We start from the raw sequence: 13,289 nt of genomic DNA on the forward strand, positions 1-13,289 counted from the left end.
GGGCCCCCACCCCGGATCTCTGCCGCTGGGTGGTTTTTGTCGCCGCCGGCGGCTTTCTTGACCGTGGCGACTGCCTTAGGCGGCGAGACCGACGACGATGCGCTGCAGCAGGCGGTCGCTGTGCGGACCGGCGCCGTTCCAGCCGGCCGGCAATTGCTCCAGCTTGCGCAGCTGGGCGCGGTTGCGCTGACGGAAGGCGTCCGGCGCGGCGCCGATATCTTCCAACATGCCCTCGGCGGCGCGCTCGATGCGCGCCCGGTCCTGCGGCGCCAATTCGACCAGGCTGGCCAGCAAGGTCGCGCCCCACTGCAAGCGCGTGGCGGGGCCGCGCGCGCCTTGCCAGGCCCGCTCGTACCAGTCCAGCACGGCGCCGTGGTCGCCGCGCCGGCGGGCGGCGGACGCCAAACTCAACATGAAGTAGAACGGTGCATGCGACGCGTCCAGCTCGGCCCGCAGCAGCGCCTCGGCCTGCGGCGCCAAACCGGCGTCGTTGAGGGCGCTGACGGCCGTGTTGAGCAAGGTGTGGCGCTCGTGCGGATGGTCGGCTGGGCCGGCTTCGTCCAGCAGGACTTGCATTTGCTGTTCGATGCCGACGCTGCGCTTGGCGGCCGGCGCACCGAGCCGCTCCAGCCGGCCCTGCAGACGCAGCGCGGCGAGGCGGTCGGGCCGGCCCAGCCACAAGTCTTCTGCCCAGCTGACGGCCTGCGCGTGCAGCGCCGTGGCCACCGCCGCGCGCTGATCGGCGGCGACCAGCCACTTCAGCAGACTGGCGCCGCTGTTGCAAAGGATGTCCATATTCGCCCGGGCTTGCGCCGGGTCGGCGCACAAGGCCAGCAGTTCGACCGGGTCGGCGGCGCGCTCGGCCAGTTGCGCGTGCAGCCCCAGGCGCAGGCGCGCGGCGCCAGCGGGCGCGGCCGCATGCAGCGCGCGCAGGGTGGGCGCGAGGCCGCGTTGGCCCAACAGGCTGGCCTCGTCGGTGTCCCAGGAATAGTGGCTGAGCAGTGTCCACTGCTCGCTGTTCAGAGTGTCGCCGGCCAAGGCCGCTTGCAGCGACCTGGCGGCATTGCCGCCGGCGGCGCCGACGCGCAAGGCCAGCGCCAGTGTGGCGGCGAACAGTTCGCCGTCCAGCTCGCACGGCAGACGGCTGATCTCGCCACCGTCGGGCGCGAACAGCACCAGCGTGGGATAGCTGCGCAGGCGGTATTGCTCGGCCAACGCCTGGGCGCCGGCGCTGTCGCCGTCCAGCTGCACGGCGCTGACCTTGGCCAGCTGCGCGATCACGGCCTCGTGGCCGAACACTTCGGACTTCAGCCGGTTACAAGGCGGACACCAGGCCGCGCCCCAGTACAGCAACACGGGCCGGCCGTCGCCAGCGGAGCGGGCCAAAACCTCGGCCAAGGCGCCGTCGCGCCCGCCGTCCCGCCACACGATGCCGGCCGCCATGCGCTTACTGCTCGCGGGCCAGGGCCAGGAACTCGGTGCGCAGCGCCAGGTTCGGCTGCAGCTCGCCCAGCATGGCCGAGGTGATGGTTTCCTCGCCCGGCGTGCGGATGCCGCGACTTTCCATGCACATGTGGCGGCACCGCACCACCACGCCGACCGCCTTCGGCTCCAGCGCCTCCATCAGCGCGTTGGCGATCTGGATCGTCATGCGTTCCTGCACCTGCAGGCGCTTGGCGAAGCAGTCGACCAGGCGGGTCAGCTTGGACAAACCGACAATCTTGCCGTTCGGGACATAGCCGATGGTGGCCTTGCCAAAGAAGGGCGCCAGATGGTGTTCGCAGTGGCTGTAGACGGGAATGCCGCGCACCACGATCAGCTCGTTGTACTGTTCCGCGCCATCCTCGAAAGCCTTGAGCAGCTCGACCGGGTCCTGGCCGTAGCCGGAGGTCCAGTGCTTCCAGGCCTTGGCCACGCGGTGCGGCGTTTCGACCAGGCCCGGACGATCCGGGTCCTCGCCCAAGCTGGTGAGCAGGCGGCGCCAGTCGTTTTCCGAGAATTCTTCTTTAGACATGATGATGAAAGACCATAAAAATTACGAGTGCCGCCAGTATATAGAGAAAATGTCGGCCAAGCATCGGCCGATGCTGCCGCCCGCGCAGGCCGCAACCGCGCCACAACCACGCCACAACCGCGCCGCCGGGGCGGCCCGGCGCGGCCGGCGTGCGGGCGGGCGGCCCGGCGCGGCGGGCCGGGCGAAGGCGCGGCGGGCGGCGGCCTATTCGGCGGCGCCGCGCGGCCGGTGCAGATTGAGCAGTTCGGCGGCGATCGACACCGACACCGTCATCTCCGGCCATTCGTCGTCCGGGCCGAACCAGCGGGCGTCGGCGATCTCGCTCGCGTCGACGCGGATCTCGCCGTCCAGGTAGTCGGCGGTGAAGGCGATCATCAGCGAGTGGGGGAAGGGCCAGAACTGGCTCTTGAAGTATTGCAGGTTGTGCACGCGCAGGCCGACCTCCTCGTACACCTCGCGGTGCACCGCCTCCTCGATCGACTCGCCGGCCTCCAAAAAGCCGGCCAGCGCCGTGTAGCGCTTGTACGGCGAGGCCGTGTGCATGGCCAGCAGCACCTTGTCGCCCTTGCGGATCAGCACCATCATGGCCGGCGAGATGCGCGGATAGGCGCACATGCCGCAGGCCGGGCAACGGTAGCTGCGGTCGCCCTCGGCCAGCCCCATCGGCGTGGCGCAGGCGCCGCAGAACTGGTGGCTGCGCGACCATTCGGCCAACTGGCAGGCGCGTCCGGCCAGGCCGAGGAATTCCTCGTCGAGCTGGCCGAACAGCGAGCGCAGCGGATGGAAGCTGTGGCCGGCCGGCGCCGGCGCGTCCAGCTCGGTCCAGGCCGTCTGGTAGTAGGACTGTTGCCACAAACCAACAGCGTGCAGGCGCGCCGCCTGCAGCGCCAGCGCGGCCACCACGTCGGCGTTCGGCAGGGCCAGGTCGGCGTCGCGCAGCAATAGGCGGTCGCGCTGGAACACCATGGTCAGGGTGGCGGCGTGGGCCTGGGGCTGGATCAGCGGAATGAAGGTGGAGGGCGTGCGCAACATAGCGGTCAATATTCCTGGCAAAAGGTGATAGTTATTATCTTACCGTGTTTCCAATTTGATTATACAACGCACGTAAGTCATTGTTTTTAGGCAAAGATTTAGCCAAATTTTACGGCTCAGCTCTCTAAATCAAAGCGATTGGCGTTACTATATATTTCCTGGAGGAGATATTAAACATGCCATCGATCATCCCCGGTTTAAACACCGACCAAATTCTCAGCCTGTCGACCAGCCAAATCGGTTTGTTGAGCACGATCGACATCGCCCTCTTGTCCACCGACCAGATCGGGGTGCTGACGACCAATCAGTTGCGCGCGCTGACCAGCGTGCAGATCCGTGCCATCACCACGCGCGACATCCAGGCGCTCAGCACCGACCAGCTCGGCGGCGGCTTCTCCACCTTGCAAATCCAGGCGCTGAGCAGCAACCAGATGGTCAGCCTGACCACCAGCCAGCTGATCAACGGCCTCAACTCCGACCAGTTCGGCGCCCTCGGCAGCGCGCAGATCGCCGCGCTGGGCAGCGCCCAGTTCGTGCTGCTCGGCAGCGCCGCGATCGTTTCGATGCGCACCGCGCAGATCGCCGCCATGTCGACCGCCCAGGTGCGCGCCCTGTCGACCGAGCAGATCGTCGCCTTCAGCAGCGCCCAGGCCGCCGCCCTGCGCACGGCCCAGGTGGCCGCGCTCAGCAGCGGCCAGATCGCCAGCATCGAGACGGCCGACCTGGTCGCCCTTAGCAGCAACCAACTGAACGCGCTGGGCAGCGCCGCCATGGCCTACCTCGGCACCGGCCAGATCGCCTCGCTCGTTTCAAGCCAGGCCAACACCCTGAGCAGCAGCCAGTTCGCCGCCCTGAATAGCGACCAGCTGGCCGCCATCGGCACCAGCAACTTCGCCGCGCTGAAGACCGCCCAGCTCGCCGCCATCGGCACGCGCCAGTTCGCCACCCTGGGCAGCGACCAGATCGTCGCCCTCAGCACCCAACAAGCCGCCGCCCTGACCACCGCCCAGCTGGTCGCGCTGAGCACCGACCAACTGGCCGCGCTGGAGACGGCCGACCTGGCCGCGCTGCGCACCGCGCAGATCGCCGCCCTCGGCACCGGCGCCACCGCCGCGCTCAGCACCAACCAGATCCAGGCGCTGACCACCGCCCAGGTCGCCGCCCTGCGCAGCGCCCAGTTGCGCGCCCTGAACAGCGACCAGATCGTCGCCCTCAGCACCCAGCAGGCCGCCGCCTTGACCACCGCCCAGCTGATCAGCCTGAGCACCGAGCAGATCGCCGCCCTTGAAACGCTGGACTTCGCCAGCCTGAAAACCGCGCAGGTCGCCGCCCTGACCAGCGCCCAGTTGCTGACCCTGAGCACCGACCAGATCGCCGCGCTGAGCAGCGCCCAGACCGTCGCCCTCGGCACCGCCCAGATCGCCCTCTTCAACAGCGCCCAGATCAACGCCCTGAGCAGCGCCAACATGGCCGTTCTGCGCAGCCAGCAGGTCGCCGCGCTGGCCACCGCCACCATCGCCGCGCTGGCCACCAGCCAATTCGCCGCGCTCGGCAGCGCGCAAGTGCTGGCACTGAAAACCACGCAGATCGCCGCGCTCGGCACCGACCACATCGCCGCCCTGAGCAGCAACCAGGCCGGCGCCCTGAGCAGCCAGCAGATCGCCACGCTGTCGACCCAGCAATTGAGCGCGCTCGGCACCGCCGACTTCGGCAGCCTGAAAACCCAGCAGATCGCCGCCCTCGGCACCGGCCAGTTCGCCTCGCTCAGCACCGACCAGATCGTCGCCCTGCGCACCGCCCAGGCCAACGCCCTCAGCTCGCAGCAACTGGCCGCGCTCGGCAGCGACCAGTTGCTGGCGTTGGAGACGGCCGACCTGGCCGCGCTGCGCAGCGCCCAGTTGGGCGGCCTCGGCAGCAAAGCCATCGCCGTCCTCAGCACCGACCAGATCGGCGCCCTGGGCACCGCCCAACTGCTGGCCCTGGCCACGCAGCAACTTGCCGGTTTGAGCAGCGACCAGATCGTCGCCCTGAGCAGCAACCAGGCCGGCGCGCTGAGCACGCGGCAGATCGCCAGCCTGTCGAGCGCGCAAATCGCCGCCCTCGAAACGGCCGACTTCGCCGGCCTGAAAACGGCGCAGATCGCCGCGCTGGGAACGGCCCAGTTGGCCGCCGTCAGCACCGACCAGATCGTCGCGCTGAAGACGGCGCAGGCGCAAGCCCTGGGCACGGCCCAGCTGGCCAGCCTCAGCACCGACCAGATCGCCGCGCTGGAAACGGCCGACCTGTTCGCCCTGAAGTCGCAACAAATCCTCGCCTTGGGCAGCAGCGCCATCGCCGCGCTGGGCACCGCCCAGATCGCCGCCATGGGCACGGCGCAGATCGCCGCGCTGAGCACCGGCCAGTTGGCCGCGCTGGGCAGCGACCAGATCGTCGCCCTGACCACCGCCCAGGCCGGCGCCTTCGGCAGCAAGCAGATCGCCGCCCTCTCCACGCTGCAAATCAACGCGCTGGAAACCTCCGACTGGGCCGCCTTGAAGACGGCGCAGATCGCCGCGCTGACCACCGCCCAGGTGGCCTCCCTCAGCACCGACCTGATCGTCGCGCTGACCTCGAACCAGGCCGGCGCGCTGACGGCGGCGCAACTGGGCGCGCTCAGCACCGACCAGCTGGCCGCCTTCGAAACGGCCGACTTCGCCGCGCTGAAATCGAGCCAGCTGCTGGGCCTGGGCACCAACGCCATCGCCTCGCTCAGCGTGGGCCAGGTGGCGGCGCTGAAGACCTCGCAAATAGCCGACCTGAACTCGGCGCAGATCGCCGTGCTCAGCTCGGCGCAGATCGGCGCCCTCAGCACCGCCCAGGTCAACGCCCTGAGCAGCAACCAGATCACCTGGTTCGGCAGCGCGCAGATTCCGGCGCTGACCACGGCCGACTGGGCCTCGCTGAAGAGCAGCCAGTTGAACGCGCTGCGCTCGGACCAGATCGCCGCCGTCAGCACCGACCAGATCGTCGCGCTGACCAGCGCCCAGACCGGCGCCTTGGCGACGCGACTGGTGGCGCTGCTGTCGACCGACCAGGTGGCCGCGCTGGAAACGGCCGACCTGGCCGCGCTGAAGAGCGCACAGATCCTGGCCCTGGGCAGCGATGCCCTGACCGCGCTGAGCAGCACCCAATGGCAGGCGCTGACAACGGCGCAAACCGCCGCGCTGAGCAGCACGCAACTGCGCTCGCTCGACAGCAAGCACATCGCCGCGCTGACCACCCTGCAGGCCAGCACCCTGGGCACGGCCCAGGTGGCCGCCCTGCTCGGCGCCCAGGTGGCGGCGCTGGAAACGGCCGACCTGGCCGCCCTCAAGACGCAACAGATCAACGCCTTCTCCAGCGACCAGCTGGCCAGCCTGAACACCGACCAGATCGCCGCGCTGAGCACGCTGCAAGCCGCCAATCTGAGCACCCGCCTGCTGGCCGTGCTCAGCAGCGACCAGTTGCGCGCGCTGGAGACGGCCGACCTGGCCGCCCTCAAAACGGCGCAGCTGGCCACGCTGGGCAGCGATGCCCTCAACCTGCTCGGCAGCGACCAGTTGCAGGCGCTGACCACGACGCAATTGCAGGCCCTGGGCAGCGCCCAGCTGCAAGGCCTGAGCACTAGCCAGATCGCCACGCTGACCACGCGCCAGACCACCAACCTGGGCACGGCGCAGATCGCCGTGCTGGCCAGCGCGCAGATCGCCGCCCTCGGCAGCGCCGGCCTGGCCCTGCTGCGCACCGCCCAGATCGCCGCGCTGAAAACGGCGCAGATCGCCGCCCTCGACAGCAACCAGATCATCGCGCTGACCAGCGCGCAGGTCAGCAACCTCGGCACCGCCCAGATCGCCGCACTGTCGAGCGACCAGTTGAACGCGCTGGAAAGCGCCGACTTCGCCGCCCTCAAAACAGCCCAGCTGGCCGCCATCGGCACCAGCCAGATCGGCACCCTGGGCAGCGACCAAACCGGCGCGCTGACCTCGCTGCAAATCGCCAGCCTGAGCACCGCGCAAATCGCCGCGCTGGGCACCGCCCAGCTGCAACTGCTGCCCTCGGCCGACCTGGTCGCGCTGAAATCCCAGCAGATGGCCGCGTTGACCACGGCGCAACTGGCCGCGCTGACCACCGACCAGTTGCAGACGCTGAAAACGGCCCAGCTGGCCGCGCTCGGCACGGCGCAGTTGCAGGCCTTGAGTAGCGACCAGATCGTCGCCTTGACCACGCTGCAGGCGAGCAACCTGGGCACCGCCCAGATCGCCGCGCTGTCCACCGGCCAGATCGTCGCGCTGGAAACGCTCGACCTGAACGCCCTGAAAACCCAGCAGATCAACGCCCTCAACAGCGACCAGATCGCCGCCCTGGGCAGCGACCAGATCGTCGCGCTGAGCTCGCTGCAAGTGGCCAACCTGGCGACCCGCCAGTTGGCCGCGCTGAGCACGACCCAGTTGCAGGCGCTGGAAACGGTCGACCTGATCGCCCTGAAAACGGCGCAGATCGTGGCCCTGAACAGCGACCAGCTGGGCGCCCTGCTGACCGACCAGTTGCAAGCGATGGCCACGGCGCAGCTCAGCGCGCTGACCACGCTGCAATTCCAGGCGCTCGGCACGGGGCAGATCGCCTCGTTGACGACGCGCCAGGTCAGCGGCCTGGCCACCGCGCAGATCGCCAGCATGAGCAACGGCCAACTGGCCGCGCTGTGGTCCGACGAGATCGCCGCCCTGCGCACCCTGCAGATCGCCGCGCTGGGCACCGCCCAGGTCGGCCTGTTGAGCACCGACCAGATCGTCGCCCTGACCACCTTGCAAGTGTCCTCGCTGAGCACGCGCCAACTGGCCGTGCTGAACTCCGACCAGATCGGCGCGCTGGAGACGGCCGACTTCGCCGTGCTGACGGCGGCCCAGTTGCTGGCCCTCGGCACCAACCTGTTCGGCCTGCTCACCACCGACCAGCTGCAAGCGATGACGACGGCGCAGATCGCCGCGCTGTCGACCGACCAGATCCGCGCCCTGAGCAGCGACCAGGTGGTGGCGCTGACCACGCGCCAGGCCACCAGCCTGACCAGCAACCAGATCGCCGCCCTGAGCACGGCCCAGCTGGCCGTCATGGAAACCGACGACATCGCCGCGCTGCGCAGCGACCAGGTGCAGGCGCTGGAAACCGACGACCTGCTGGCGCTGAAAACCGCGCAAATCGCCGCCCTGAACAGCGACCAGTTGGCCGCGCTGACCGTCGACCAGTTGCCCGCCATGGGCACGGCGCAGCTGGCCGCCTTGAACAGCGACCAGCTGCACGCGCTGGCCACCGCGCAGATCGCCGCGCTGACCACGCTGCAGGTGAGCAACCTGGGCACGGCCCAGGTGGCCGCACTGGGCACCGACCAGATCAACGCCCTCGACCTGGACGACATCGCCGCCATGAAAACCGCGCAGATCGTCGCGCTCAACAGCGACCAGATCGGCCACTTGACCATCGACCGCGTCGCCGCGCTGACCACCGGCCAGGCCGCCGCCTTGCTGACCCGGCAGATCGCCGCGCTCAGCACCACCCAGTTGCAGGCGCTGGAGACGGACGACCTGGCGGCGCTGCGCACGGCGCAGATCGTCGCCCTGAGCAGCGACCAGATCAACGCCCTCACCGTCGACCAGTTGCAGACCCTGGGCAGCGCCCAGCTGAACGCCTTCAGCAGCAAGCAGCTGCAAGCCTTGACCACCGACCAGATCGTCAGCTTGACCACGCTGCAGGTGAGCGGCCTGTCGTCGGCCCAGCTCAACGCCTTGAGCTCCGACCAGCTGATCGCCATCGAGCTCGACGATCTGGCGGCGCTGACCACGGCGCAGATCGCCGCGCTGGCCACCGCCCATGTCAACCAGCTGAGCCTGACGCAGATCGCCGCCCTGAGCACCGCCCAGGCGGCGGCGCTGAGCACGGCGCAGATCGTCTCGCTGGGCACCGCCCAGCTGCAAGCCGTCAACACCGACGACATCGCGGCCTTGCGCACGGCCCAGTTGGCCGCGTTCAGCACCGACCAGATCGCCGCCCTGAGCACCGACCAGGTGCACAACCTGGCCACCGCCCAGCTCAACGCGCTGGCCTCGGCGCAGATGGCCGCGCTGGGCAGCGACCAGATCGCCGTCCTGTCGACCCTGCAGGTGGCCAACCTGGCGACGCGCCAGATCGCCGGCCTGCGCAGCGAGCAGATCGCCGTGCTCAACACCGACGACTTCGCCGTCCTCAGCAGCACGCAGATCGGCGCCTTGAGCGCCAGCCAGTTCGGCGCCGTCACCACCGACCAGATCGTCGCCCTGAGCAGCATGCAGGCCGCCGCGCTGAGCAGCGGCCAGGTCGCCATGCTCAGCAGCGATCAGTTGAACGCGCTGGAAAGCGCCGACTTCACCGCCCTGCGCAGCAACCAGATCGCCGCCATCACCACCGCCGACATCGCCGCCCTGACGACCAGCTTGTTCAGCGTGCTGGGCAGCGGCCAGATCGCCGGCCTGGGCAGCGCGCAGATCGCCGCCCTTTCCACCGACCACATCGTCGCCTTGCAGACCGCCCAGGCGGCCGCCCTGTCGACCGCGCAGATCGCCGCCCTGTCGACCAACCATGTGGCCGCGCTGGAAACCGGCGACCTGAACGCGCTGCACGGCAACCAGTTGGCCGCGCTCAGCTCCGACCAGTTCGGCGCCCTGACCAGCGACCAGCTCAACGCCCTGTCGACCAGCGCGCTGACCGGCCTCAGCCCGCAACTGCTGGCCAACAACCTGAGCACGGCGCAAGTGGCCGCGCTGGCCACGGCGCAGATCGCCGCGCTGCTGTCCAGCCAGGTCGCCGCGCTGACCAGCACGCAGCTGGCCGCGCTCGGCACCGATCAATTCGGCGTGCTCAGCACGGCCGCCGTCGCCGCGCTGGGCAGCGACCAGTTCGCCAGCCTGTCGACCGACCAGATCGCCGCGCTCAGCACGCGCCAGAGCCGCGCCCTGGGCAGCACGCAGATCGGCGCCCTCAACAGCGACCAGATCGCCGCCCTGGAGACGGCCGACCTGGCCGCGCTGAGCACCAGCCAGCTCAACCTGCTGCGCAGCGAACAGCTGCGGGCGCTGCACACCCAGCAGCTGGCCAGCTTGGCCACCGGCCAGATCGCCGCGCTGTCCACCAGCCTGGTCCACAACGGCCTGAGCACCGACCAGATCGTCGCCCTGGGCACCGCCCAGGCCGCCGCGCTGGCCACCGCCCAGGTGGCGGCCCTCAACACCGACCAGATCGCCGCGCTGGAAACGGCCGACCTGGCGGTGCTGGCGACGCGCCAGATCGCCGCCCTCGGCAGCGACCAGATCGGCGCGCTGGGCAGCGACCAGCTCAACGCCCTGGGCAGCGGCCAGTTCGCCGCGCTCGGCACCGGCCAGTTGCTGTACGGCCTGAGCACGCTGCAACTGAGCGCGCTCGACACCGCCCACATCGCCGCGCTCGGCACGGCGCAACTGGCCTACGGCCTGGGCACCGGGCAGATCGCCAGCCTCAGCACCGACCAGCTCGGCGCCCTGGGTAGCGGGCAGATCGTCGCGCTGGGCAGCGACCAGCTGCTGAGCCTGAGCAGCGACCAGATCGTCGCCCTCAGCACCGCCCAGGCGGCGGCGCTGAGCACCCAGCAGATCGCCGTCCTGGCCAGCGCGCAGATCGCCGCGCTGGAAACCCGCGACCTGCAAGCGCTGGGCACGCGCCAGATCGTCGCCCTCAACACCGCCCAGGTCGGCGCGCTGAACAGCGACCAGTTGAACGCCCTGAGCACCACGCAATTCTCCGTGCTCACCAGCAACCAACTGCTGTACGGCATCGCCACCACCCAGCTGGCCGCCCTCGACAGCAGCCACATCGCCGCCCTCGGCACCGCCCAGCTGGCCTACGGCCTCAGCACCGACGCGCTGCAAGCCCTGCGAACGGGGCAGATCGCCGCCCTGCGCTCGGCCCAGATCGCCGCGCTGAGCAGCAACCAGGCCGGCAGCCTGAGCACGCAACAGATCAGCGTGCTCAACTCCGACCAGCTGCCCGGCCTGACCACCGCGCAAATGGGCGCGCTGAGCGCCGACCAGTTGGCCGCGCTGAGCACCGACCAGATCGTCGCCATCGACACCCAGGACATCGCCGCGCTGGGCACCAACCAGTTCACCGGCCTGTCGACCAGCCAGACGGCGGCGCTGACCACCGCCCAGGTGCGCGGCCTGAGCACCGGCCAGATCGCCGCCGTGGCGCCGGCCCAGATCGCCGCCTTCGGCACCGGCCAGTTGCTGGCGCTGAGCACGGCCCAGGTCTACTCGCTGCAGGTCGACAGCCTGCAGGCCTTGAGCGACGACCAGCTGGGCGCGCTGAGCAGCGGCCAGATCGTCGCCCTCGGCACCTTGCAAATCTCCAGCCTCGGGCTGGGCCAGGTGCCGACGCTCAACACCAGCCAGGTGCGGGCCCTGACCAGCCTGCAAATCGGCGCCCTCACGGCCGACCAGATGCTGGCGCTGAGCACCGGCCAGATCGCCGCGCTGCGCACCGCGCAGATCGGCTACCTGAACGCGCTGCAACTGCCGGCCCTGTCGAACGGCCAGGTGCAGGCGCTGACCACGGCGCAACTGGCCTCGATCAAGCTGAGCCAGATCACCCAGCTCACCGTCGACCAGGTCGGCGCGCTGCTGACCGAGCAGCTGGTGGCGCTGACCGCCTCGCAGATCCTGACCCTGAGCAACACGCAGATCGGGGCGCTGACCGTGCCGCAGGCCGGCGCCTTGACCACCACCCAGATGCAGGCGCTGAAAAACGCCCAGATCGCCGTGCTGTCGATCGACCAGATCGGCGCCTTCAGCACCACCCAGCTGACCGCCTGGAGCACCACCCAGCTGGGCGCGCTGACGACCACCCAGATCGGCTACCTGTCGCCGGCCCAGATCGCCGGCCTCAGCAACGCCCAGATCGCCGGCCTGAAGACCAGCCAATTGCTGGCCTTCAGCGTCGACCAGATCGCCGCGCTGACGGCGAGCCAGATGCCCTTGCTCAGCAACGCCGGCCTGGCCGCGCTGAGCACCCTGCAAATCACCGCGCTCGAGACGGTCGACCTGGCCGCCCTCAGCACGGCGCAGATCGCCGCCTTCACCAACAGCCAGATCGCCGCCATGACGGTGACGCAGACCATGGCGCTGGACCCGTCCTCGTCGCGCTACGCCACGCCCATCGTGCTCGACCTGGACGGCGACGGCGTCTCGACCCTGGGCGCCGACGCCGGCGTGCGCTTCGACATCTACGCCGACGGCAAGCCCGTGCCGACCGGCTGGGTGGCGCCGCACGACGGCCTGCTGGCCCTCGACCGCAACAACGACGGCGTCATCAACGACGGCGGCGAACTGTTCGGCAGCGCCACCACGCTGGCCGGCGGCGGCAAGGCGGCCGACGGCTACACCGCCCTGGCCGAGCTCGACAGCAACAAGGACGGCCGGATCAGCGACGCCGACGCGGCCTTCGGCGCCTTGCGCGTGTGGGTCGACAGCAACAGCGACGGCGTCAGCCAGGCTTCTGAGCTGCACAGCCTGGCCGCGCTGGGCATCAGTTCGATCAGCACCCACGCCGACGCCAGCGCCACGCTGCAAAGCGGCAACCGCATCGGCCTGACGTCGAGCTACACCACCAGCGACGGCCTCAGCCATGCCAGCGCCGACGTCTGGTTCCTCGCCCAGCGCAACAGCGGCGCGCTGCAGCAACGCGTCGGCCAGTTGGGCGAGGCGCTGCGCCAGTACGGCGACGGCGCGGCGGTGGCGCCGGCGGCCGGCGCGCCGGCCACCCCGGCCCAGCTGCTGCAAAGCGCCACCCACGCGGCGCAACCGGCGCGCGCCATGGCGGCCGCGCTGGAGCGCTTCGCCGCGCACGGCCTTGCGGCCATCGCGCCGCTGGCCGACGGCGGCGGCGGCGGCAAAGGCGGCGAATTCAAGCCGCAGGCCGACGGCTGGTTCACCGTGCCGAAACGCTGACCACGGCGGCCGGCGCCGGCGCCAACGCGGCGGCGCCGGCGTGCCCGGCGCCGGCCTCGCCGCCGCGTCCGGCCGGCGCCGGCGCGCCGTTCGACGCGGCGCGGCAAACGCCGCCCGTCGCGGCGGCCGCGCGAGTGTTGCTCTGGAGCCAAAAATTTGCCCCAGCCAGAGCGACAAAAGGTATGATAGGTGCTTCCTTTAGGCGTCCGCCGCGCCGATAG

Annotated in this window: 4 protein-coding genes; 1 reads left to right on the forward strand and 3 read right to left on the reverse strand. The window is 70.0% G+C overall.

Features of this window, described 5'->3' with window-relative positions:
• Positions 1-75 precede the first annotated feature (75 nt).
• From H7U20_RS05990 to nudC, 3 genes are all read right to left on the reverse strand, one after another.
• Positions 76-1,443, reverse strand: a complete 1,368-nt coding sequence (locus H7U20_RS05990) for a thioredoxin family protein (RefSeq protein WP_199518700.1) — start codon at positions 1,441-1,443, stop codon at positions 76-78.
• Positions 1,444-1,447: 4 nt separating this feature from the next.
• Entirely contained in the window at positions 1,448-2,014 is a 567-nt protein-coding gene (gene folE, locus H7U20_RS05995; RefSeq protein ID WP_199518701.1) for a GTP cyclohydrolase I FolE, read from the reverse strand.
• Between the two features lie 204 nt (positions 2,015-2,218).
• Positions 2,219-3,046, reverse strand: a complete 828-nt coding sequence (gene nudC / locus H7U20_RS06000) for an NAD(+) diphosphatase (RefSeq protein ID WP_199518702.1) — start codon at positions 3,044-3,046, stop codon at positions 2,219-2,221.
• A gap of 176 nt (positions 3,047-3,222) precedes the next feature.
• On the opposite strand from nudC, the gene H7U20_RS06005 reads away from it, so the two are divergent.
• The gene (locus H7U20_RS06005) at positions 3,223-13,068 is read left to right on the forward strand and encodes a beta strand repeat-containing protein (protein ID WP_199518703.1); all 9,846 of its coding nucleotides are present in this window, start codon (positions 3,223-3,225) and stop codon (positions 13,066-13,068) included.
• Positions 13,069-13,289 lie beyond the last annotated feature (221 nt).

The organism is Rugamonas violacea (genome assembly GCF_016461825.1).
In the GTDB taxonomy this organism is placed as follows: Bacteria; Pseudomonadota; Gammaproteobacteria; order Burkholderiales; family Burkholderiaceae_D; genus Rugamonas.